The sequence below is a fragment of the Pseudomonas sp. Choline-02u-1 genome, from assembly GCF_002836515.1.
Taxonomy (GTDB): Bacteria; Pseudomonadota; Gammaproteobacteria; order Pseudomonadales; family Pseudomonadaceae; genus Aquipseudomonas.
The window spans coordinates 22,818-44,454 of the sequence record NZ_PJBC01000008.1 but is presented as its reverse complement, the minus strand read 5'-3'; the positions used below and the strand labels follow the sequence as shown (position 1 = coordinate 44,454).

Annotated in this window: 19 protein-coding genes and 4 tRNA genes; 7 read left to right on the top strand and 16 right to left on the bottom strand. The window is 60.0% G+C overall.

What is annotated here, in order from left to right; all coding sequences use genetic code 11:
• The first annotated feature begins 18 nt into the window (after positions 1 to 18).
• Together CXF97_RS07565 and CXF97_RS07560 are read left to right on the top strand one after the other, a co-directional pair.
• Entirely contained in the window at positions 19 to 192 is a 174-nt protein-coding gene (locus CXF97_RS07565; RefSeq protein WP_007909875.1) for a DUF3094 domain-containing protein, read from the top strand.
• 63 nt (positions 193 to 255) lie between these two features.
• Positions 256 to 1,554, top strand: a complete 1,299-nt coding sequence (locus CXF97_RS07560) for an NAD(P)/FAD-dependent oxidoreductase (RefSeq protein WP_101157603.1) — start codon at positions 256 to 258, stop codon at positions 1,552 to 1,554.
• Positions 1,555 to 1,706: 152 nt separating this feature from the next.
• On the opposite strand, the gene CXF97_RS07555 is transcribed toward CXF97_RS07560, so the two are convergent.
• From CXF97_RS07555 to rluD, 8 genes are all read right to left on the bottom strand, one after another.
• Positions 1,707 to 3,332: a methyl-accepting chemotaxis protein gene (locus CXF97_RS07555; protein ID WP_101157601.1), complete on the bottom strand. Its 1,626-nt coding sequence runs from the start codon at positions 3,330 to 3,332 to the stop codon at positions 1,707 to 1,709.
• Between the two features lie 161 nt (positions 3,333 to 3,493).
• A tRNA-Pro gene (locus CXF97_RS07550) sits at positions 3,494 to 3,570 on the bottom strand.
• A 97-nt stretch (positions 3,571 to 3,667) separates the two neighbouring features.
• Positions 3,668 to 3,743 (bottom strand) — tRNA-Lys (locus tag CXF97_RS07545).
• Between the two features lie 5 nt (positions 3,744 to 3,748).
• Positions 3,749 to 3,825: transfer RNA gene (locus CXF97_RS07540), tRNA-Pro, on the bottom strand.
• A 9-nt stretch (positions 3,826 to 3,834) separates the two neighbouring features.
• A tRNA-Asn gene (locus CXF97_RS07535) sits at positions 3,835 to 3,910 on the bottom strand.
• A 296-nt stretch (positions 3,911 to 4,206) separates the two neighbouring features.
• Positions 4,207 to 6,771, bottom strand: a complete 2,565-nt coding sequence (gene clpB, locus CXF97_RS07530) for an ATP-dependent chaperone ClpB (RefSeq protein ID WP_016773142.1) — start codon at positions 6,769 to 6,771, stop codon at positions 4,207 to 4,209.
• A gap of 130 nt (positions 6,772 to 6,901) precedes the next feature.
• On the bottom strand, positions 6,902 to 7,624 hold the full coding sequence (gene pgeF, locus CXF97_RS07525) for a peptidoglycan editing factor PgeF (RefSeq protein WP_101157599.1): 723 nt from the start codon (positions 7,622 to 7,624) through the stop codon (positions 6,902 to 6,904).
• Entirely contained in the window at positions 7,621 to 8,583 is a 963-nt protein-coding gene (rluD, locus tag CXF97_RS07520) for a 23S rRNA pseudouridine(1911/1915/1917) synthase RluD (RefSeq protein WP_042610487.1), read from the bottom strand. The genes pgeF and rluD overlap by 4 nt, the downstream gene beginning before the upstream one ends.
• Positions 8,584 to 8,734: 151 nt before the next feature.
• Between rluD and CXF97_RS07515 the strand changes: the two genes are divergently transcribed.
• The 4 genes from CXF97_RS07515 to CXF97_RS07500 all read left to right on the top strand — a co-directional run bounded on the left by CXF97_RS07515 (position 8,735) and on the right by CXF97_RS07500 (position 13,033).
• Entirely contained in the window at positions 8,735 to 9,751 is a 1,017-nt protein-coding gene (locus tag CXF97_RS07515; RefSeq protein WP_101157596.1) for an outer membrane protein assembly factor BamD, read from the top strand.
• A 126-nt stretch (positions 9,752 to 9,877) separates the two neighbouring features.
• The gene (locus CXF97_RS07510) at positions 9,878 to 10,111 is read left to right on the top strand and encodes a PP0621 family protein (protein WP_101157594.1); all 234 of its coding nucleotides are present in this window, start codon (positions 9,878 to 9,880) and stop codon (positions 10,109 to 10,111) included.
• The gene (locus CXF97_RS07505; protein ID WP_101157592.1) at positions 10,101 to 11,690 is read left to right on the top strand and encodes a PAS domain-containing sensor histidine kinase; all 1,590 of its coding nucleotides are present in this window, start codon (positions 10,101 to 10,103) and stop codon (positions 11,688 to 11,690) included. The genes CXF97_RS07510 and CXF97_RS07505 overlap by 11 nt, the downstream gene beginning before the upstream one ends.
• Entirely contained in the window at positions 11,687 to 13,033 is a 1,347-nt protein-coding gene (locus tag CXF97_RS07500) for a sigma-54 dependent transcriptional regulator (protein WP_101157590.1), read from the top strand. The genes CXF97_RS07505 and CXF97_RS07500 overlap by 4 nt, the downstream gene beginning before the upstream one ends.
• A gap of 88 nt (positions 13,034 to 13,121) precedes the next feature.
• Here CXF97_RS07500 and thiO read toward each other — a convergent pair whose 3' ends face one another.
• From thiO to CXF97_RS07465, 7 genes are read right to left on the bottom strand one after another with little or no spacing between them, the layout of a single operon-like run.
• Entirely contained in the window at positions 13,122 to 14,222 is a 1,101-nt protein-coding gene (gene thiO, locus CXF97_RS07495; RefSeq protein ID WP_101157588.1) for a glycine oxidase ThiO, read from the bottom strand.
• Positions 14,223 to 14,279: 57 nt separating this feature from the next.
• Positions 14,280 to 14,681, bottom strand: coding sequence for a type IV pilin protein (locus tag CXF97_RS07490; protein ID WP_101157586.1), 402 nt, complete (start codon positions 14,679 to 14,681; stop codon positions 14,280 to 14,282).
• Between the two features lie 15 nt (positions 14,682 to 14,696).
• A complete protein-coding gene (locus CXF97_RS07485) occupies positions 14,697 to 17,786 on the bottom strand; it encodes a pilus assembly protein (RefSeq protein WP_101157584.1) in 3,090 nt (1,029 codons plus the stop codon).
• Positions 17,773 to 18,252, bottom strand: coding sequence for a PilX N-terminal domain-containing pilus assembly protein (locus tag CXF97_RS07480; protein ID WP_101157679.1), 480 nt, complete (start codon positions 18,250 to 18,252; stop codon positions 17,773 to 17,775). The genes CXF97_RS07485 and CXF97_RS07480 overlap by 14 nt, the downstream gene beginning before the upstream one ends.
• Positions 18,253 to 18,262: 10 nt before the next feature.
• Complete coding sequence (locus tag CXF97_RS07475; RefSeq protein WP_101157583.1) at positions 18,263 to 18,976, bottom strand: PilW family protein; 714 nt, start codon at positions 18,974 to 18,976, stop codon at positions 18,263 to 18,265.
• Positions 18,973 to 19,422, bottom strand: coding sequence for a type IV pilus modification protein PilV (pilV, locus tag CXF97_RS07470; protein WP_101157581.1), 450 nt, complete (start codon positions 19,420 to 19,422; stop codon positions 18,973 to 18,975). The genes CXF97_RS07475 and pilV overlap by 4 nt, the downstream gene beginning before the upstream one ends.
• Positions 19,419 to 19,892 (bottom strand): GspH/FimT family pseudopilin, encoded by a 474-nt coding sequence (locus tag CXF97_RS07465; RefSeq protein ID WP_101157579.1) that lies wholly within the window; start codon positions 19,890 to 19,892, stop codon positions 19,419 to 19,421. The genes pilV and CXF97_RS07465 overlap by 4 nt, the downstream gene beginning before the upstream one ends.
• A gap of 130 nt (positions 19,893 to 20,022) precedes the next feature.
• Between CXF97_RS07465 and CXF97_RS07460 the strand changes: the two genes are divergently transcribed.
• Positions 20,023 to 20,592 carry a GspH/FimT family protein gene (locus tag CXF97_RS07460; protein WP_101157577.1) on the top strand — a complete coding sequence of 190 codons (570 nt, stop codon included), beginning with the start codon at positions 20,023 to 20,025 and terminating at the stop codon, positions 20,590 to 20,592.
• Here the strand turns inward: CXF97_RS07460 and ispH are convergent.
• A complete protein-coding gene (gene ispH / locus CXF97_RS07455) occupies positions 20,549 to 21,493 on the bottom strand; it encodes a 4-hydroxy-3-methylbut-2-enyl diphosphate reductase (protein ID WP_016773129.1) in 945 nt (314 codons plus the stop codon). The genes CXF97_RS07460 and ispH overlap by 44 nt on opposite strands.
• Positions 21,494 to 21,637 lie beyond the last annotated feature (144 nt).

Genomic DNA, 21,637 nt, shown 5'->3' with positions numbered 1-21,637 from the left:
CTACCTGACGAGGCAAATATGACCAGCCGCCTGAACCCCGAAGACCAAAAGCATGTCGAAGAGTACCTGCAATTGTCCCAACACCGTGTCGAGCGCCGGCCCTTCCGGCCGTGGATGCTCCTGGTGCTGGTGCTGGCAGTAACCATTGGTCTGGGCCTGTTGAGCCGATTTATCAGTTACCTGACGCTATGAGCAGCCTCGCGCTCGCTCGGGTGACCACAAAGATTTCCTTTAAAAACCTTGCGAGTTATCCCTATGTCCCATCGTATTGTCATTGTCGGCGGCGGCGCCGGCGGTCTGGAGTTGGCTACCCGTCTGGGTAAGACTCTGGGCAAGCGCGGCACGGCCAGCATCATGCTGGTCGACGCGAACCTGACCCACATCTGGAAACCGCTGCTGCACGAAGTGGCCGCCGGATCTCTGAACTCCTCCGAAGACGAACTCAACTATGTCGCCCAGGCGAAATGGAACCACTTCGAGTTCCAGCTCGGGCGCATGAGCGGGCTCGATCGCGCGCAGAAGAAAATCCAGCTGGCCGCAACCTACGACGAAAACGGCGTCGAGCTGGTGCCGGCGCGTGAAGTGGCTTATGACTCGCTGGTGATCAGCGTCGGCAGCACCACCAACGATTTCGGCACCCAGGGCGCGGCGCAGCATTGCCTGTTCCTCGATACGCGCAAACAGGCCGAGCGCTTCCATCAGCAATTGCTCAATCACTATCTGCGCGCCCATGCCGGGCAGACCGATGTGGTCGAGCAGATCAGCGTGGCCATCGTCGGCGCCGGCGCCACAGGCGTTGAACTGGCGGCAGAACTTCATAACGCGGCGCATGAACTGGCGGCATATGGTCTGGACCGGATCAAACCGGAAAACATGCACATCACTTTGATTGAAGCCGGCCCACGGGTACTGCCCGCCCTGCCGGAGCGCATCAGCGGGCCGGTGCACAAGACGCTGGAAAAGCTCGGGGTCAACGTGATGACCAATGCGTCGGTCAGCGAGGTCACCGCCGACAGCCTGATCACCGCCGACGGCAGCGAGATCAAGGCCAGCCTGAAAGTCTGGGCGGCCGGTATTCGCGCGCCGGGTTTCCTGAAGGACATTGACGGTCTGGAAACCAACCGCATCAATCAGCTGCAAGTGCTGCCAACCCTGCAAACCACCCGTGATGAAAACATCTTTGCCTTCGGTGACTGCGCGGCCTGTCCGCAACCGGGCACCGATCGCAACGTACCGCCGAGGGCACAAGCGGCACATCAGCAGGCTTCGCTGCTGGCCAAGTCGCTGAAACTGCGCATCGAAGGCAAGACCCTGCCGGAGTACAAATACACCGATTACGGCTCGCTGATTTCGCTGTCGCGTTTTTCTGCCGTGGGTAACTTGATGGGTAACCTGACCGGTAGCGTGATGCTCGAAGGCTGGCTGGCGCGGATGTTCTATGTGTCGCTGTACCGCATGCACCAGATGGCGCTGTACGGGCCGTTCCGCACGGCGATGCTGATGCTGGGGAGCAAGATTGGCCGTGGCACCGAGCCGCGTTTGAAGCTGCACTAAGGCCAACATCCGTGGGAGCTGGCTTGCCAGCGATGGCGGTGGGGCAGGCAACATGCTGCTCGCAGATCCAGCGCATTCGCGAGCAGGCTCGCTCCCACCTCTGATCTTTATTCCGAGCCCTGCAGCGAGCGGGGCTTTTCATAGGTTGTGGATCAGAGCTGGAAGCGTCGCACCATGCCCTGCAGGGCATTGGCCAGTTGCGACAGCTCATGGCTTGATGCGCTTGTCTGATCAGCGCCAGCAGCGGAACGCACCGACAGGTCGCGAATATTCACCAGGTTGCGATCCACTTCCCGCGCTACTTGCGCTTGTTCCTCAGCCGCACTGGCGATCACCAGGTTGCGCTCGTGAATCTCGTGCACCGACGCCGTGATCGTCACCAATGCCTCACCCGCCCGCTCAGCCAAGGCTAAAGTGCTTGCTGCACGGGAAGCGCTGGCCTGCATTGACTCCAGCGCCAGACTCGAACCGCTGCGCATGCCCTGCACCATCTGCTCGATTTCCTGAGTCGATTGCTGAGTGCGATACGCGAGTGCACGTACCTCGTCAGCCACCACCGCAAAGCCACGCCCGCTTTCACCTGCGCGAGCCGCTTCGATGGCGGCATTGAGCGCCAGCAGGTTGGTCTGCTCGGCGATGGCGCGGATTACATCGAGCACTTTGCCGATGTCCTGTGACTGATTGGCCAGCGACTGCACCAGTTCCTCAGTGTTCTGCACATCACTGGCCAGCGCATTGATAGCGCTGGCGGTTTCGCTGACACGCTCCTGGCCCAACTGAGCCGACTGACTGGATTGACGCGTGGCATCGGACGTCGACACCGCGTTGCGCGCGACCTCCTCCACCGCAGCGGTCATCTGGTTGACTGCAGTGGCGGCTTGCTCGATTTCGTTGTTCTGCTCTTGCAAGCCCCGGGTGCTGTCGACGGTGACAGCGCTCAACTCGTCAGCGGCGGTGGCCAGTTGCGTCGCCGAGCCGCTGATGCCTTGCAGCGTTTCCCGCAGGTTCTGCTGCATCGTCGCAAGGGCCTTGAGCAAGCGGCTGACTTCGTCGTTGCCATGGCTTTCGATCGGTCGGGTGAGATCACCCTGAGCCACGCTTTCTGCGGCGCTTACGGCGCTGCTCAGCGGCCGCACGATACTGCGCGTGAGCAACATCGCCAGGGCCACCGTGGCCAGCGCAGCCAAACCAATGAACAGGCTGACGATGGTTCGCGAGGTTTCATAATGCGCAGCGGACTTCTCGCTTTCGGCGGCGACCTGGCGGGCGAACAGATCGGCGAGATCGTTGAGTTGTTTGCCGGAGCCGTCGACCACGGTCTTCATGTCGACGAGCAGCAATTTGGTCAGCTCGTCACGTTTGCCTTGCTCGGCGAGGGTAAATGACTGGTCAATACCGGTGCGATAGGCGGCGAAGGTTTTCTTGAACTGGTCATAAAGTTGCTGGCCTTCGGCAGTGTCGACCAGTTTGTCGTAGGCGGCGATCTTCTCGCTCAGCTCCTTGTCGCGGGTGTCCATCTGGCCGCGATAGGTGGCGATGTTGGCCGGATCCTGATCGAGCGCCATGCGCAGGGAGATGGTTCGGATGCGCAGCATCAGTTCACGAATCTCGTCGCCGCCACGAATGCTCGGCAACCAGCGGTTCTCCACCGCCACCTCGCTGTCGCGAATGCTCGACATCTGCCCCAGCGCAAAAACCCCGAGCAAGGCCACCAACACCGCGATCAAGGCAAATCCGAGGGCAGCCCGAGGTGCAATATTCAACTGACGAAGCAACATGACGAACGCCCTTATTCTTGTAATGGCTAGATCAAGGGGTGAAGTGTTGGCAGTCCCCTCGTGTTAGCGGGCTATCGGCCAGTTGTATGACGACTTGAAGAGATTCGGCTTTCGCCGGGCAAAAAAAATCCCCGTATCTTTCGATACGAGGATTTTCAATATGGTCGGGGTAAGGGGATTCGAACTCCTGACATCCTGCTCCCAAAGCAGGCGCGCTACCGGACTGCGCTATACCCCGGTAAAAAAAAGGCGACCTTTCAAAGATCGCCTTCTTCGATCAGCGCTTTTGGCCTCTGATCTTAAGATTCGATCCCAGCGCTAACTGGTTTCAAAAATGGTGGGTCGTGTGGGATTCGAACCTACGACCAATTGGTTAAAAGCCAACTGCTCTACCAACTGAGCTAACGACCCAAAAATGGTCGGGGTAAGGGGATTCGAACTCCTGACATCCTGCTCCCAAAGCAGGCGCGCTACCGGACTGCGCTATACCCCGGTTTGAAATTGGCTCCGTGACCAGGACTCGAACCTGGGACCCAATGATTAACAGTCATTTGCTCTACCGACTGAGCTATCACGGAACTACATATTTCAATTTACAACAGTGAAACCTGAAGCTTCTCGACACCGTTTCGCATCGCTGCGTTCGTGTGTCTGAGGCGCGCTATTCTACAACCTAGAACACCTCTGTCAACCCCCTAAATTGCTTTCAAGTTAATGATTTGCAACTTATTTCAGTTTTCAACCCAGTGGATTGAAACGCTGTCGGTGACTGACTGCGGGGCGCACTTTACAAGCCTTTTCCTTTGAGTTCAACAGCCTGGCGAAAAAAAGGCCTCGCAATGCGAGGCCTTCCCGGTTTCATTGCCGCTGAGGCTTAGCCAAAAACGATTTCGTCGTTCTCGACCTTGCCGGTGGCGGTGTCGCCCGGCATGAAATGACCCGACAGGATCAACTGCGCCAGCGGGTTTTCGATCCAGCGCTGAATCGCACGCTTCAACGGCCGTGCGCCATACACCGGGTCGTAACCGACGGCAATGAGCTTGTCCATCGCTTCCGGACTCAGCTCCAGCTTCAGCTCGCGCTCGGCCAGACGACTGCGCAGACGACCCAACTGGATCTCGGTAATCCCGGCAATCTGATCGCGCGCCAGCGGCTCGAAGATCACCACTTCGTCCACGCGATTGATGAACTCTGGCCGGAAGTGCGACGTCAACGCGTCCATTACTGCCGCACGCTGCGCTTCACGATCACCGACCAGCTCCTGGATCTGCATCGATCCGAGGTTGGACGTCATCACGATGACCGTGTTGCGGAAGTCCACCGTACGCCCGTGGCTATCGGTCAGGCGTCCATCCTCAAGCACCTGCAGCAGGATGTTGAACACATCCGGATGCGCCTTCTCGACTTCGTCCATGAGGATCACCGAGTACGGCTTGCGACGCACGGCCTCGGTCAGATAACCGCCCTCTTCATAGCCGACGTAGCCCGGTGGCGCACCGATCAGACGAGCCACGGAATGCTTCTCCATGAACTCGGACATGTCGATCCGCACCATCGCCTCTTCGGTATCAAAGAGGAATTCGGCCAGCGCTTTGCACAGCTCGGTTTTACCGACACCGGTCGGGCCGAGGAACATGAACGAGCCGCTTGGACGGTTCGGGTCGGACAGCCCGGCCCGTGAACGCCGCACAGCGTTGGCCACAGCCACGACCGCTTCTTCCTGACCGATTACCCGTTTGTGCAACAGGCTCTCCATCTTCATCAGCTTGTCGCGCTCGCCTTCGAGCATCTTCGACACCGGGATGCCAGTCCACTTCGACACGACTTCAGCAATTTCTTCTTCAGTGACCTTGCTGCGCAACAACTGGTTTTCGCTTTTGCCGTGCTGGTCGACCATTTGCAGGCTGCGTTCCAGATCCGGGATCACCCCGTACTGCAACTCGGCCATGCGGTTCAGGTCGCCTTTGCGGCGCGCGGCTTCCAGTTCCTGACGCGACTGTTCGATCTTCTGCTGGATCTGCGCAGAACCCTGCACCTCGGCTTTTTCCGAGTTCCAGATTTCTTCGAGGTCGGAGTATTCACGCTCGTGACGCTCGATTTCTTCCTGAAGTTTTTCCAGGCGTTTCTTCGCCGCGTCGTCGCTCTCTTTCTTCAGCGCCTGGGATTCCACCTTCAATTGAATCAGGCGCCGCTCCAGACGATCTAGCACTTCCGGCTTGGAGTCGATCTCCATGCGGATACGGCTGGCGGCCTCATCGATCAGGTCGATGGCTTTGTCCGGCAGCTGCCGATCCGTGATGTAGCGATGGCTGAGCTTGGCAGCGGCGATGATCGCGCCGTCGGTGATCGCCACTTTGTGGTGGACCTCATAACGTTCCTTGAGGCCACGCAGAATGGCGATGGTGTCTTCTTCGCTCGGCTCATCCACCAGGACTTTCTGGAAACGTCGCTCGAGCGCCGCGTCCTTCTCTATATATTGGCGGTACTCGTTGAGCGTGGTCGCGCCGACGCAGTGCAACTCACCGCGCGCCAGTGCAGGCTTGAGCATGTTGCCGGCGTCCATCGAGCCTTCGCCTTTACCGGCGCCGACCATGGTGTGCAATTCGTCGATGAACAGAATGATCTGCCCTTCCTGTTTCGACAGTTCATTGAGCAACCCTTTCAGGCGTTCCTCGAACTCACCGCGATACTTGGCACCGGCAATCAGCGCGCCCATGTCCAGCGACAGCAGGCGCTTGCCCTTGAGGCCATCCGGCACTTCGCCGTTGATGATGCGCTGAGCCAGCCCTTCGGCGATCGCGGTTTTACCCACGCCAGGCTCACCGATCAGCACCGGGTTGTTCTTGGTGCGTCGTTGCAGAACCTGAATGGTGCGGCGGATTTCGTCGTCACGGCCGATCACCGGATCTAGCTTGCCGTCTTCGGCACGCTTGGTCAGGTCGACGGTGTATTTATCTAGCGCCTGCCGCGACTCTTCGTGGTTGGCGTCATTCACCGCTTCGCCGCCACGCAGGTTGTTGATCGCGTTTTCCAGAGCTTTCTTGCTCACGCCCTGGCCGAGCAGCAACTTGCCGAGCTTGCTGTTCTCGTCCATCGCGGCGAGCAGCACCAGTTCGCTGGAAATGAACTGATCGCCCTTCTGCTGAGCCAGACGGTCGGCCTGATTGAGCAGGCGCGCCAGATCCTGCGACATGTTGACGTCGCCGGTCGGGTTCTGGATTTTAGGTAATTGGTCGAGCTCTTTGGTCAGCTCTTTACGCAAGCTGTTGACGTCGAAGCCTACTTGCATCAGCAGCGGCTTGATCGAACCGCCCTGCTGTTCAAGCATGGCCTGCATCAAGTGCGCCGGCTCAATCGCCGGATGATCGTGGCCTACCGCCAACGACTGGGCGTCGGACAAGGCCAACTGTAATTTGCTGGTTAAACGGTCTATACGCATGGGTCACCTTCCTTTTGAGCAGGCCGGACCTAAGAAACCATCCTGAATAAAGAAACCTGCCAGATACCGCTATAGATGCGGTCGATTCTGCAAGATTCAAGCGTCGGAGGGTTGATGCAGATCAGAGAGTCTAGCGGGTGAGCCAAACGAGGGAGGCAAAGCGACCGGTGCGCGACGCACGGCGATAGGAGAAGAAGCGCGGATCGGTCACGGTGCAGAAACCGCCGCCGTAAACCGCCGTCACACCCCGTTCGGCCAGACGCAAGCGCGCCAGCTGATAGATGTCGGCCATGAACTTGTCGGGGTTGTCGCTCGGCACGAAAGCCGTTGCCGCTTCCGGCAACTGATTGACGAAGACGTCGCGAACTTCCGCGCCGACTTCAAAGGCTTGCGGGCCGATGGCCGGGCCGAGCCAGACCAGCACGTTCTCAGGTGCAACATCGAGGCTGTCGAGGGTGGCTTCAAGCACACCCGCCGCCAGCCCGCGCCAACCGGCATGCGCTGCCGCCACCCGAGTGCCGGCGCGATTGCAGAACAATGCCGGCAGGCAATCGGCGGTCATGGCCGTGCAGGCGATACCGGGCTTGTCTGTCCAACTGGCATCTGCAGTCGCAACGGTGCCCGGATCAGCTTGCGCCACGGTGATCCCGTGCACTTGCTGCAACCAGGCAGGCTGTATGGAGAAGTGATCAGTCAGACGCCGACGGTTCTCGGCGACGGCCTGCGGACGATCATCGACATGATCGCCCAGATTCAGGCTGTCGAATGGCGCCTCGCTGACACCACCCTCGCGGGTGGTGACACAGGCCTTGACGCTGGCCGGCGCAGGCCAGTCCGGCGTCAGCCAGTTCATCCGACGAAGGCCTCGCGATCCTGCTTGAGCAGGGTCAGCAGCCAGACGAAATCTTCCGGCAGCGGCGATTCCCAGCTCATCCGCTCACCGCTCGTCGGGTGATCGAGTTCGAGGAAGCGCGCGTGCAGGGCCTGACGCGGGAAGTGCTTGAGCGATTCGACCATGGTCGGGTTCGCCGCTGGCGGAATGCGGAAACGCCCGCCGTACGCCGGGTCGCCGACCAACGGGAAGTTGATGTGCGCCATGTGCACGCGGATCTGGTGGGTCCGCCCGGTCTCAAGCTTCACCCGCACGTGGGTGTGCGAACGAAAGCGCTCGAGCACGCGGTAGTGGCTGACGGCAGGCTTGCCGCCCTCCATCACCGCCATGCGCTGGCGCTGCTGACCATGACGACCGATCGGCGCGTTGATCTTGCCGCCGGCCGTGACTACACCGATGACGATGCATTCATAGATGCGGCTGACACTGCGGCTCTGCAACTGCGCGACCAGTTTGGTCTGCGCCTGAATGGTCTTGGCCACCACCATCAGACCGGTGGTGTCCTTGTCCAGACGGTGGACGATGCCGGCACGCGGAACATTGATGATGTCCGGCACGTGGTGCAACAAGGCATTGAGCAACGTGCCATCGGCGTGACCGGCAGCCGGGTGCACCACCAGGCCCGCAGGCTTGTTGATCACCAGAATGTCGTCGTCTTCATAGACGATGTCGAGTTCGATGTCCTGGGCGATCCACTCGCCCTGGGCTTCCTGCTCGGCAGTCAGCTCAAGGATGGCACCGCCATGCACGATGTCGCGCGGGCGGATCACCGCCCCGTCCACAGTCAGGCGACCTTCTTTGATCCAGGCGGAAAGGCGCGAGCGCGAGTGCTCAGCGAAGAGTTGGGCGGCGACTTGATCGAGGCGTTGGCCGCCCAATTCGGACGGCACCTCTGCGCGAAGTTCTATTTTATCGGACATGCTCGGACTGGGCGTCGGCACAGCCTTTGGTTTCGGCTGCGCGCTTGTGGTTAAATACGGCGTCTTTTGCCCCGAGGCTTTTCAACGGGGCGCTCATCATAACAGGACGGCCCCGCCCAAGACAGCGGCCGTCATAGGGACGCAAGCCGCCATGCAAGTGAAACACCTGCTGCTGATCGCCATCCTCGCATTGACCGCTGCTTGCTCATCGAAGGAAGTCGTAGACGAAAACCTCAGCGAAGCCGAGCTGTATCAGCAGGCTCAGACTGATCTGGACAACAACAGCTACACCAGCGCCACAGCCAAGCTGAAGGCCCTGGAATCGCGTTATCCGTTCGGTCGCTACGCCGATCAGGCTCAGCTGGAGTTGATCTACGCCAACTACAAGAACGCCGAGCCGGAAGCTGCAAAGTCCGCCGCCGAGCGTTTCATTCGTTTGCATCCGCAGCATCCGAACGTGGATTACGCCTACTACCTCAAGGGTCTGACCTCGTTCGACCAGGACGTCGGCCTGCTGGCGCGCTTCCTGCCGCTGGACATGACCAAGCGCGACCCGGGCGCCGCCCGTGACTCGTACAACGAGTTCGCGCAACTGACCAGCCGCTACCCGAACAGCCGCTACGCGCCGGACGCCAAGCAGCGCATGATCTACCTGCGCAACCTGCTGGCCGCCTACGAAATCCACGTCGCTGACTACTACCTGACCCGTCAGGCTTATGTAGCCGCTGCCAACCGTGGCAAATACGTGGTGGAGAACTTCCAGGAAACCCCATCGGTCGGCGACGGCCTGGCGGTGATGACCGAAGCCTACCAGCGTCTGCACCTCGACGATCTGGCGGCCACCAGCCTGGAAACCCTCAAGCTCAACTACCCGGACCACTCGAGTCTGCAGGACGGCCAGTTCGTGCCACGCGTGGCCGAAGCCGACAACCGTTCGTTCCTGAGCAAGGCGACTTTGGGCCTGATCGAATCGCGTCCACCGCTGCCGCCGGGCGAAACCCGCGCCAACCAGGACGTGCAGAAGCAGTTCCAGGAAGCGAAAGATGCGATCCCGAACGAGCTCAAGCCTAAAGACGAGAATGGCGACGTGATCGAAGAGCCAGAGCCGGAATCCAGCGACACCGATCGCTCGTGGTTCAGCTACATGACCTTCGGCGTGTTCGACTGATCACATCGGTTGAACAACAAAGGGAGATCTGCGGATCTCCCTTTTTTATTGCCGCGCTTTAATTGGCTGGGCGCTGATCCGGTCCTTGGCTAAACTGCCGGATCATCAGTCGAAAAGCCGCTCATCATGCTTCGTTTATTGTTCTGGATTGCCCTGATCTTCGCCGCCATCTGGCTCTGGCGCAAATTCAAGGCCCCCGCCTCGTCCACTCAAACGCCGCGCGAACAGGACGCCCCGCCGATGGTGCGCTGCGCCCACTGCGGCGTGCATTTGCCGCGCGACCGCGCGCTGGGCAACCAGCAACAATGGTATTGCAGCCAGGCTCATCTCGAGCAAGGCCCGGGCGCCAGTGGTCGCTGAGGCCGCCCAAGCCGACCAGAAACAGGCTCAGCGTCTGCTGCGCCTTTATCACCTGTACCGATTGAGTGTCGGCATCACCCTGGTGCTGCTGATCTCCAGCAACATGGACAACCGCCTGCTGACGTCGGCCAACGACGATCTGCTGCGCGGCGGCAGTTGGCTTTACCTGATCATCAACATGCTGTTGGTGGTGTTCCTCGAAAGCACCCGCCGCCCGGCGCAACTGTTCGGCCTGGCCCTCGTCGATGTGCTGCTGTTGTGCGGCCTGTTCTACGCGGCCGGCGGCGTCGTCAGTGCGCTGGGCAACTTGCTGGTCGTCTCGGTGGCGATCAGCAACACGTTGCTGCGCAGGCGCATCGGCCTGCTGATTGCCGCCATCGCGGCGATTGGCATTGTCGGCCTGAGCTTTCTGCTGGGTCTCAGCCAGCCCCTCAGCGCCAACGCCTACCTGCAAGCCGGCACCCTCGGCGCGCTGTGCTTCGCCGCCTCATTGTTGGTGCAGGGGCTGATTCGCCGATTGGAGGTCAGCGAAACCCTGGCCGAACAACGCGCCAGCGAAGTAGTCGGCCTGGAAGCGCTCAATGCGCTGATCCTGCAACGCATGCGCACCGGCATTCTGGTGCTGGACGAACAACGCCGGGTGCAACTGGCCAATCACAGTGCGCAGAGCCTCCTCGGCCATAGCCACCTGCAAGGACATTTGATCGACGAGTATTCCCCCGCGCTGGTCGATCGCCTGCAAATGTGGCGCAACAACCCGACCTTGCGCCCGCAGAGCCTGAAGATCCCCGACATTGGCCTGGAATTGCAGCCTAGCTTCATCGCTCTTGAGCAGAGCCCGAACCAGCAGACGCTGGTGTTTCTCGAAGATCTGGCGCAAATCACCCAACAGGCGCAGCAACTCAAACTCGCTGCCCTCGGGCGTTTGACCGCCGGCATCTCTCACGAAATTCGCAATCCACTGGGCGCGATCAGTCATGCCGCGCAGCTGCTGGCCGAGTCCGAGGAACTCGATATGGCAGATCGGCGTCTGACGCAGATTATTCAAGACCACTCCCAGCGCATGAATCGAGTCATCGAAAACGTCCTGCAACTGTCCCGCCGCCAGCAAAGCGCACCGCAACGGCTGGATCTCAAGCCGTGGCTGGAAAACTTCGTCGCCGAAACCCGCGAGCAGGCCACCGAGCGCCAGCATATTCATCTGCGGATCAATTCCGGAGACTTCACCACACTGATGGATCCCAACCAGCTGCGGCAGATTCTCGACAACCTGATACGCAACGCCTGGCGGCACAGTGCCCAACTGCACGAACTGGCCGAAGTCTGGCTGGCCCTGTTCGTCGACCCCGACAGCCAATTGGCAGTGCTCGAAGTGCAGGACAACGGTTCCGGCGTGTCGGCCGATGAACAGGCGCATCTCTTTGAACCGTTCTTCACCACCAGCAGCCAGGGCACCGGTCTTGGCCTTTATCTGTCCCGTGAGCTGTGCGAAAGCAACCAGGCACGCCTAGACTTCAAATCACGCCAAGGCGGCGGCTGCTTTCGCATCACCTTTGCTCACGGACGGAAACAAAGTTGAATACAAGCCCACGGCAAAAAATTCTTATCGTCGACGACGAACCGGATATCCGCGAGCTCCTGGAAATCACCCTGGGACGGATGAAACTCGAGACCTTCAGCGCACGCAATCTGGGCGAGGCCCAGGCGCTGTTACAGCGCGAGGACTTTGACCTGTGCCTGACCGACATGCGCCTGCCCGACGGCACCGGGCTGGATCTGGTGCAACACATCCAGCAACGCGATCCGCATCTGCCAGTGGCGATGATCACCGCATACGGAAACCTGGAAACGGCCATCAGTGCGCTGAAAGCCGGGGCGTTCGATTTCCTCACCAAACCGGTGGAACTGCCGCGTCTACGCGAGTTGGTCAGTTCGGCCCTGCGCATGCCGACAGCGGGTGGCCTGGGTACGGCAATCGAACGACGGCTGCTAGGCGACTCGCCGCCGATGGCCAATCTGCGCAAGCAGATCGACAAGCTCGCGCGCAGTCAGGCGCCGGTGTACATCAGCGGTGAATCCGGCAGTGGCAAGGAGCTGGTCGCCCGTTTGATCCATGAACAGGGCCCGCGAGCTGGCCAGCCATTTATGCCGGTGAACTGCGGGGCGATTCCGTCGGAGCTGATGGAAAGCGAATTCTTCGGTCACCGCAAAGGCAGTTTCACCGGTGCCGTCGAGGACAAGCCGGGGCTGTTCCAGGCGGCCCATGGCGGCACTCTGTTTCTCGATGAAGTTGCCGATCTGCCACTGTCGATGCAGGTGAAACTACTGCGGGCAATTCAGGAAAAAGCCGTGCGCAGCGTCGGCGGGCAGCAGGAGACGGTCGTCGACGTGCGCATCCTTTGCGCCACTCATAAAGATCTTGAGGCAGAAGTCGCGGCAGAGCGATTCCGCCAGGATCTGTATTACCGGCTCAACGTCATCGAATTGCGCGTGCCTTCCCTGCGCGAACGCCGCGATGACATCGAAGCGCTCGCCATGCACGTGCTCAAGCGTCTGGCCAAAGACACCGGACAACCCGAAGCACGCCTGCATCCGCAGGCGCTGGAGGCGCTGAAGAACTATCGCTTTCCCGGCAATGTGCGCGAGCTGGAGAACGTTCTCGAACGTGCGCACACCTTGTGCGAAAACCGCATGATCGAGGCGCAGGATCTGCGTTTGAGCGAGGGCAATTGCTCGGCGGATGGCGCATTGGCCGATCTGACGCAGATCGACAATCTCGAGGATTATCTGGAGAGCGTCGAACGCAAACTGATTTTGCAGGCGCTGGAGGAAACCCGCTGGAACCGCACAGCGGCGGCGCAGCGGTTGAGCCTTTCGTTTCGTTCGATGCGCTATCGGCTGAAGAAATTGGGCCTGGATTAGATCGCAAAAGATCGCAGCCTTCGGCAGCCCCTACGGGTACGCATTTCAATGTAGGAGCTGCCGAAGGCTGCGATCTTTTGGTCTTGCTTTAGATGCGGCCCTCAGGTGCATACGGCTTCGGATCAATAATTGGCGAACGACCCAACATCACATCGGCAAACAACTGACACGACGCCGGCGCCAACACCAGCCCATTGCGGTAATGTCCGCAATTCAGCCACAACCCTTCTAATCCCGGCACCCGGCCAATAAAGGGAACCCCTTCCGGCGACCCCGGCCGCAGCCCCGCCCAGTGCCCGACCACTTCGGCATCCGCCAGCGCCGGCAACAATTCGATCGCCGAGGCCTTGAGGCTTTGCAGCGCTATGTCGGTCGGGGTCTTGTCGTAACCTTCGTGCTCCAGCGTGCTGCCGATCAAAATGTGACCGTCGCGACGCGGGATCGCATAACGCCCCTTGGCCAGCACCATGCTCGGCAGGAAATCAGCCGCGCACTTGTAAAGAATCATCTGGCCTTTGACCGGCTCGACCGGCAGCGACAGGTTCAGCGTCTTGAGCAGATCACCGCTCCACGCTCCCGCCGTCAGCACAATCTGGTCGCCGTTGATCATGCCCGTCGGAGTCTGCACGCCGACCACGCGCTCGCCCTCGCGGACGAAGCCTGCAACTTCGCATTGCTCATGAATCGTGACATTGGGCAGCGCCAGCAAAGCGGCTTTCAGCGATTTGACCAGCCGTGGATTGCGCACATTGGCGACATCGGCCATGTAGATCGCACGACTGAAACCGCTGCCGAGCACCGGCACCGCGTCATGTGCCGCCGAGATATCCACAGCCCGCAGCGGCCGATTTTCCCGCTCGGCCCAGGCCAGGGCTGCGGCTTCATCGTCCAGATCCAGCCAATACAGGCCAGTGGTGTGCACCTCAGGATCAACCCCCGTGTCGGCAAACAAGCGCTCGCCGAGCTGTGGATAAAAATCCTGCGACCAATGCGCCAGTGCGGTGACTGCCGGGCTGTAGCGCCACGGGTACAACGGCGACACGATACCGCCACCAGCCCAGGACGATTCCTGGCCAACATTCGAGCGATCCAGCAGCACTACGCTGCGCATTTCGGAGGCAAGATTGTAGGCGGTGAGCAGGCCAATCACTCCGCCACCGACAATAACCACTTGCTGTTGCCTGGTCATGTTTGATCCAACCGTAAAAAAGACAGTGGGCGCAAAGGGCACCCGAAAAAGAATGCGTCAGCGGCCCCAGCAATCCTTGGCGGTCACTCCGGCGATCGCGTTGTTCATGCTTCGCACGCCGGTATTGGTCAGGGTGAAATCCCCGCACTTGTCGGTCGCCATCGCCGAGCCGGTTTTACGCGTCGCGGTGAGCACAAAGGTCTGGTCCGTCAGCGTTGGGGTGATGGTGTAGAAATCATTGCCCGTGCTCAGTCCAGTAACGCCGGTGTAGGCATTGTTACGGGTGTAGAAACGCTCAAGGGTCTGCGCCTGCTCCGAGAGCAGCGAGACCACTTCGGCGCGACGGCCCTTCTTCACGTATTCGTTGTAGCTGGGGATGCTGATGGTGAGGATGATCCCGATAATCGCGATGACGATCATGATCTCGATCAGGGTAAAACCTCGGCTGGATCTGCGCATGCCTCAAATTCTCGCTTACTGGATTTGTCGCCACATGATACGACGGCTTCCGCCGCCGCCCTTTTCCACAATGACCGTGATCGCGCCGCTGGTGTCAATCGTGCCCTTGCGCTCGCCGTTAGCGGAAATGAAGTTCAGGGTCGGATTGCCGCTGGTAAAAATCACACCACTGGATATCGTGTCATTGCTGTCGACCAAACGGTCGCCGGTTGTGTCGATCACGGCGTAGTTGAGCATCTTACCGTTGAACGCATCGAGTTCGACCAGTCTGCCCGTACCAAAGCTCGAACAAGGGTCGGTGGTATCGACGCTGGCAGTGGTGAAAACCACTCGCCCCAACACAAGACTGGCCTGATTGATCACGCGTTCACCGGTCAGCACGTTGTTATACACCAGCGGCAGGTACCAGCCTTTTTCTCCCGGATACGTCGTTTCATTCTGGCTGGTGGTCAGGAACTGCCCGGAGCTGCCGGAGAACGAACCGGTGATCGCCTGGGCCTGCAAACTGCTGGCGGTGATTTGCCCGGCACCACCCTCTGCATCCCAGATTGAATAGAACGCCTGCAGATCCTTGTTGGTCTTGTCGGCAGTCTCGTTGAACTTGCCGGTGCCAAAAAACACCTGTTTGCCGCCCTGTGGGTTATCCGCCAGCAGCGGTTGCGCGGTGATCGGCTGCGTTGCCCCGCCCGGCGCGGTGAACAATGGCTTGCCGGCGAACGCCACGCCCCAGCTATCCGGCGCCGTCGCGCTCAAGTCGAATTTCCACATGCGTCCTTTCAGGTCTCCACCGTAGGCCGCCTGTACCACGTTCGAAGAGTTGACCCTGAGTTCCACAGAGGACAGACCGTTGCTGGTCTCCGTGCTGTCGACGACGATTTTTCTGATCAGTGAACCATCCAGCGCATCCAGCACATACAACGCTGCAACCCCCGAATGGCTGCCGTAGCCATTGGCAATGAATGTCGCCCAGCGACCGTTGGCCAAGCGTGCCACTTCCGGACGCGCGTAGGCGTAACCCAGATCATTGAACGCGTTCGACGTGTTGGCGGTGGCCGGCGCACTGACTTCCCACTGTGCCTTGATCACGTTGCCTGCCGAGGCATCGAACAGTTGCAGTCCATAAAACGTTTTACCGCCAGCCCCCGTTCCGCCAATGGCCAGGGTTTTCCAGGTGGTGCCTGCCTGCGCATCGAACACGCCGACCTGACCGTCCACCAGAAACTTGTGGCTGACGCCGTTGACGTAGTTGGTGTCCGCGATCAGACGCAACGAAGGCAGCACACTGGAGGGCATATAAGCGTAACGGCGCGTGCCGTTCGCCGAATTGATCACATTGACGAAACCGTCGTTGGCGTTCACCACCAGGCTGGTATTCATGTTCGCAGCCTTGGTAGTCAGGTAGTTGGTGTAACTGCTGTCACCCGTCAGATCAGATGCAGTCTTGTCCGAAGGCGACGCGAGCACCAGCGGCGAATTGATGATGTCGCCGAGCAGCGCACTGCGAACTTTGAGCCCGGCCTTGTTGGTGCCTTTGCTCCACTCCACCAGATCATTGCCGTTGATTCCGGTGGGCAACCCCTGATTCAGCGTCGTTTGCTGCGCTGGGGAAAAGTTGAGGAGTGCCAAGGCAATTGGCGTATTGCTCGCGGTGTTCCATGACTGGAAAGTCGGCGCCGTGGCAGAGGGCACGATCGTGGTGTCGGTCGACCATTGCGCCGTCGAGGTATTTACCGTGCCGGTCGAGGTAAAGCCGAACGACCTGATCGTGCCGCGCCAATCCTTGGGATCGTAGGTTGTCTGGTAAAAACTGCTGCCACTGGTCAACGTGCTGCTGCTGGCAGCGCCGGCACCACCAGAGCCGGCTTTGGAAGTGATATCGCTCAATGCCGACGACAACGCCGCATTGAGCCCGGAACTGTCGGTCGCCTGGTAATACCTGCCCTGCCCATAACTGGCGGCGTCGGACAGCATGTCGTTATCCGCAGCGAAACCCACGGTGTAGGTGTTCATGTACTGCCTGGGAAAATCCACGGCGTTCCAGCTCTTGCCGGCGGCGTCGGTACCGGTCGAGCGCATGTCGATGTCGAAGGCGAATTTGGCAATGTCATCCAGATAAAGCGTGTCGCCTTCACCGTCACCACTGAGGTTGTCGCCATCGTTATTCACGCCATCCCAGTTCGGTAACCGACCGCCTCCCAGCGGATCGTTGGTCGGGAAGGTACGGTCATAGGTCGGCAAGCCATCGGTAATCACCACGCCGTAGTTTTTCTGGCAGCGATATTGAATCGGGCTGGTGTAGGTCGCTGGCGTGCCGTTGTAGTAAGGCGCCAGGCCGCGCATGTAGCGAGTGACTTCGTAATAGCTCTCGGCCAACGGCGTGTTGGCCACGGCGTTCAAGCCGTTGATCGATGAGATCAGCGCGTTGTAGTTGGTGTCTGCCTGGGCCTGGGTGACGCTGCCGGCGACGGGTGACAAATCGGTGATCGAGCGAGCGATAAACCCGCCGTTGCCCGGGTTGCTGCTGGTGGCCGGATTGAACGTCGACAGGCCCATGCGCAAGGTGCGATTGCTGCTCACCAGTGCAGTGGAAACGTTGCGCGCCACGTTCATCCGGTAATCGTTGGGGATCGCCCCGGTGGTGAAGTCGCGGGTTCCGTTGCTGTTAGCCAGGCCGACAATGTAAGAAATGTAATTGGCGGAATACCGGGTGTTTTCGTTGCCTACGGGGTCGGGGAGCTTGAGGCACAACGGCGCCACACTGTTGTTGTAGAACGCATAGGCGCCTCCCGAGCAACCCGAGGTTGGCAGGCTCGATAGAAACACCGTGTCGCCGGTAATCTGCGGCGCATTGATTGCAGAGCACAGTCCGAGGAAAGCATTGCACTGCCGGGCGGGCGGGCGGTTGACGTTCGGGTTGAACTCGGCGGCGTAAATGATGCTGTTCATACTCCCCGAATCGTCGATCAGCAGCATCACGTTTGGCGCCACCGCTGCCGCGCTCAGCAGCGGTGAATCGGACGGCGTGAATGCCCAGGCCGGCGCCGCCAGATAGAAACTCAGCAGCATGCCGATCAGCAGCGACACGCCGCGCTCAATACTTCGCATAGACACTCTCCACCACGCTACGCGAATTGCCGGCGATGCCGACCGCAGTGACTCGATACAAGGTCGCCGAGGTGTTGGTAGGTACGTTCACCGCGGTCAGGGTCGTGCCGATGTTTTGCACTCCGTAAAAACCGTTACCGGCGGCGATCCAGGTCACCCCGGAAGCTGAATTGAAGCCGGCCGCATTGATCACTGACGATTCCGCCGGCGGTAAACATTGAGTCGTGCCGCTGCACACCGCCAGAGAGTAGCTGTCCAGTTGCACAGCGCTCTCACCAACACGCAGCGCCGCTTCGGCCGCCTGAAATGATTGATTGCGCAGGCTGACGCTACCGGCCATTTTTTCCTGCAGGTTGGCGCTTTGCATTGAGGACAATCCGATCAAGGTAAGCAACAGCAGGAACACCAGACTGACCAACAAGACCATGCCGCGCTGTGCCTGACGTTGTTGCAAGCAAATCCTCATCATCCCCCCCTCATTGCAAGCGGTTGCGCAATGCCGCAACCACGTTGAAGGTTTGGTTGCGCACCCGGTTGTTCGGGTCGGTGAGGGTCAGGCTCAGGCGCACACTGCGGATGCGCGCGGGATCGGTGGGGTTACTGCTGTAGGTTGAGGCTGCGACTTCGGTCGCCGAGCTGGCCAAGCCGAACGTGACGTTGAAGGCGCTGACGTTGTTCACCAGCACTTGCTGCGCCGGATTGCCGCTGCCAGTGCCCATGAGGATCTGGTTATTGCTGAAACTGTAGATCAGGCGCCGGATCGGGAAAGCAATTTGCCCCGTGGTCGGGCTGCGCAACCCGCTGTAGGCGACCGCGCTGTTGCGACAATCGGAGATCACCGTCCACGTTGGTGTCCCCCCGCCACTGCCGACATCGGCAGTGACCAGGGTCAATTTGAGATTGGCGTTATCCCAGTCGATCGGAATGAGCTGCGCTGTGTTGAAATCGCCCGCGCTGCTCGAATCAGTGATGGTGCCGAGACAGCCGAACATGCCGACCATACGGATTTCCTGAATCATCTTGCTGAGAACGAAACGCGCGTCTTCCTGCATTGCTGCGGCGCTGTTCTGACTGACGTAGGTGTTTTTCGCGGCGATGAAGATCTGCACCACACCTAGCACGACGATCAGCCCCAACGCCAACGCGATCAGCAATTCGATCAGGCCGAAACCGCGGTTGGCGTGCTTCATGGCGTCGCCACCGGGTCGACCGCCGCACGGCTGGTCAGCACGAAACTGCGCTGGGCGCTGGCAGCGTTGGCCGCGCGAGCATCGCTCCAGGTAATGGTGATGGTATAGACCCGTTGATTGAGGGTGATGCTGCCCGTCGCGGTCGGGCCGCCGAAGCTTGCGATATTGCTGGTGAAGTCGTAGAGATCCTGATCCCGCGCAACACTGAGATTGCCCGAGGTTGGTGGGGTAACGGTGTAGTTAGCGCCGGAGTTGGCGCGAATGCGGTCCATCATGTCATAGGCAATGAAGCTCGCCTGACTGGTCATCCGTGAACTGTCGGTGTACTTCAGCGCATTGAGTTGCACCGCTGCCGCGCCCAACAGCCCAACGGTCAGAATCAGTAACGCGACGAGCACTTCGATCAGCGTCATGCCCTCCTGTGCGTTTTTGCTCCCTGCCCTCATCCGCAATTTCCACCCAGTTGAATGCGTCCGTTCAAACACACGTTCAGCGTCCTGCTTTGCGTGCCCAGCGTGTAACCGATGGCCACCGCCGTCGACGGCGCCGCCAAGCCGCCGAGATTATTGAAATCCAGTGCGGTCACTCCTGAGGGTAGCGTCAGAGTCGCGCCACTGCTCATTGCTGGAACAACCCGCAACACATTGGCCGGATTGCCAGTACTGTCATAGACCGCCAGCTCACCGGTCCAGACACTGCCGCCAGCGGTCGGGCGCAGACGCGTGGTCACGCCACGGTTGATGGCTTCGAGCCGGGCGAAATTTATTGCGCGCTGCAAGTCGCCGACTTCGGTATCCGCCTTGCTGCTCTGGATCGTACGGGTAAAGGCCGGCACCGCCAACGTGATCAGCACCAGGAACACCGCGATGGCGACCAGCAACTCGACCAGCGTGAAACCTTTTGTACGAAGATCCATCGATGCCCTCCGTTGCCGTCGGCTATACCTGCTTCTACACGCTAGAACATTCGCTCGGCACGCGCCGACTGATTTGCCCTGCGCGGCGCACGGATTGCGCCGCTCATACCATTCCAAGGAGGGATGTTTCATGCCCCAACACGGTTTCAGCCTGATTGAACTGCTTATGGGACTGGCGATTGCCGCAATTGTTCTGCTGCTGGTCAGCCCGGCGTTCGCCGCGCTCACGCAAGCGACTCAACGCGATCATGCCGCGCAGTCGCTGCTCGAAGGTATCCGCCACGCTCGAACACTGGCTATGACCCACAATCAAGTCGTGGTGATCCATGGCATCGACGGTGACTGGAGTCAGGGCTGGCGCATCATTCTGGATATCAGCGGCAAGGGGCCGCAGGACAGCAGCAACCCGCTGCTGGTTGAGCGCGCCAGTGAGGCGAAGGTGCCGATTGTCGGCAACTGGTGGGTAAGCCGCTACGTGCGGTTCAGTCATCTGGGGCAGCCGCTGATGCCGGGACGGCGATTCCAGGCGGGGACGATACACATCTGCTCGCCGCGCGCACCCGTCAGCCAGCGCCAGATCGTGTTGGCGGCGACCGGTCGCGTGCGCCTGAACAGTCAGGAGACCGAACAGGCATTGTGCGACAGAAGCAGAAACCTCAGATTGAACGGACGCGCAGCTCTTTCGGCATCGAGAACGTGATGTTTTCTTCACGACCGGCCAGTTCGTCTGCACCGGTCGCGCCCCAGGCCTGCAATTGCTGGATCACGCCACGCACCAGCACTTCCGGTGCCGAGGCGCCAGCGGTGATGCCGATACGCTCGACGCCGTCGAACCAGCTCTGTTGCAGGTCTTCGGCACCGTCAATCAGGTAGGCCGGGGTCGCCATGCGCTCAGCCAGTTCACGCAGACGGTTGGAGTTGGAGCTGTTCGGGCTGCCAACCACCAGTACCACATCACACTCGTCGGCCAGTTGCTTGACGGCATCCTGACGGTTCTGCGTGGCGTAGCAGATATCGTCCTTGCGCGGGCCACCGATCGCCGGGAAGCGAGTGCGCAGGGCATCGATAACGCGGCTGGTGTCGTCCATCGACAAGGTTGTCTGGGTGACGAAAGCGAGTCTTTCCGGATCGCGCACCTGCAATGCGGCCACGTCCTTTTCGTCTTCAACGAGGTAGATCGCGCCGCCATTGCTGGCGTCGTACTGGCCCATGGTGCCTTCGACTTCCGGGTGACCGGCGTGGCCGATCAGGATGCACTCGCGACCGTCGCGGCTGTATTTAGCGACTTCGATGTGCACCTTCGTCACCAGCGGGCAGGTTGCATCGAATACTTTCAGGCCACGACCGGCGGCTTCGTTGCGCACGGCTTGGGAAACACCGTGGGCGCTGAAGATGACGATCACGTCATCGGGTACCTGATCGAGCTCTTCGACGAAAATCGCGCCACGGCTGCGCAAATCTTCGACAACGAACTTGTTGTGCACCACTTCATGACGCACATAGATCGGCGGCCCGAAGACTTCCAGGGCGCGGTTGACGATTTCGATCGCCCGGTCCACACCGGCGCAGAAGCCACGGGGGTTGGCGAGTTTGATTTGCATGCTGTGCCTCGTGTCTTGCGCGCGAAATATAGGTACGTCCTGCTGATTGAGCACTATGCTCAAAAACAGCAAAAATCTAATGTGGGAGCGGGCTTGCTCGCGAAAGCGGTGTGTCAGACAACTTCAATTTTGAATGTTTGTCAG

Bases quoted from the DNA above. Each gene is read 5' to 3' on its own strand.
- CXF97_RS07565 (WP_007909875.1), top strand. From the start codon at position 19: ATGACCAGCCGCCTGAACCCCGAAGACCAAAAGCATGTCGAAGAGTAC.
- CXF97_RS07560 (WP_101157603.1), top strand. From the start codon at position 256: ATGTCCCATCGTATTGTCATTGTCGGCGGCGGCGCCGGCGGTCTGGAG.
- CXF97_RS07555 (WP_101157601.1), bottom strand. From the start codon at position 3,332: ATGTTGCTTCGTCAGTTGAATATTGCACCTCGGGCTGCCCTCGGATTT.
- clpB (WP_016773142.1), bottom strand. From the start codon at position 6,771: ATGCGTATAGACCGTTTAACCAGCAAATTACAGTTGGCCTTGTCCGAC.
- pgeF (WP_101157599.1), bottom strand. From the start codon at position 7,624: ATGAACTGGCTGACGCCGGACTGGCCTGCGCCGGCCAGCGTCAAGGCC.
- rluD (WP_042610487.1), bottom strand. From the start codon at position 8,583: ATGTCCGATAAAATAGAACTTCGCGCAGAGGTGCCGTCCGAATTGGGC.
- CXF97_RS07515 (WP_101157596.1), top strand. From the start codon at position 8,735: ATGCAAGTGAAACACCTGCTGCTGATCGCCATCCTCGCATTGACCGCT.
- CXF97_RS07510 (WP_101157594.1), top strand. From the start codon at position 9,878: ATGCTTCGTTTATTGTTCTGGATTGCCCTGATCTTCGCCGCCATCTGG.
- thiO (WP_101157588.1), bottom strand. From the start codon at position 14,222: ATGACCAGGCAACAGCAAGTGGTTATTGTCGGTGGCGGAGTGATTGGC.
- CXF97_RS07490 (WP_101157586.1), bottom strand. From the start codon at position 14,681: ATGCGCAGATCCAGCCGAGGTTTTACCCTGATCGAGATCATGATCGTC.
- CXF97_RS07485 (WP_101157584.1), bottom strand. From the start codon at position 17,786: ATGCGAAGTATTGAGCGCGGCGTGTCGCTGCTGATCGGCATGCTGCTG.
- CXF97_RS07480 (WP_101157679.1), bottom strand. From the start codon at position 18,252: ATGAGGATTTGCTTGCAACAACGTCAGGCACAGCGCGGCATGGTCTTG.
- CXF97_RS07475 (WP_101157583.1), bottom strand. From the start codon at position 18,976: ATGAAGCACGCCAACCGCGGTTTCGGCCTGATCGAATTGCTGATCGCG.
- pilV (WP_101157581.1), bottom strand. From the start codon at position 19,422: ATGAGGGCAGGGAGCAAAAACGCACAGGAGGGCATGACGCTGATCGAA.
- CXF97_RS07465 (WP_101157579.1), bottom strand. From the start codon at position 19,892: ATGGATCTTCGTACAAAAGGTTTCACGCTGGTCGAGTTGCTGGTCGCC.
- CXF97_RS07460 (WP_101157577.1), top strand. From the start codon at position 20,023: ATGCCCCAACACGGTTTCAGCCTGATTGAACTGCTTATGGGACTGGCG.
- ispH (WP_016773129.1), bottom strand. From the start codon at position 21,493: ATGCAAATCAAACTCGCCAACCCCCGTGGCTTCTGCGCCGGTGTGGAC.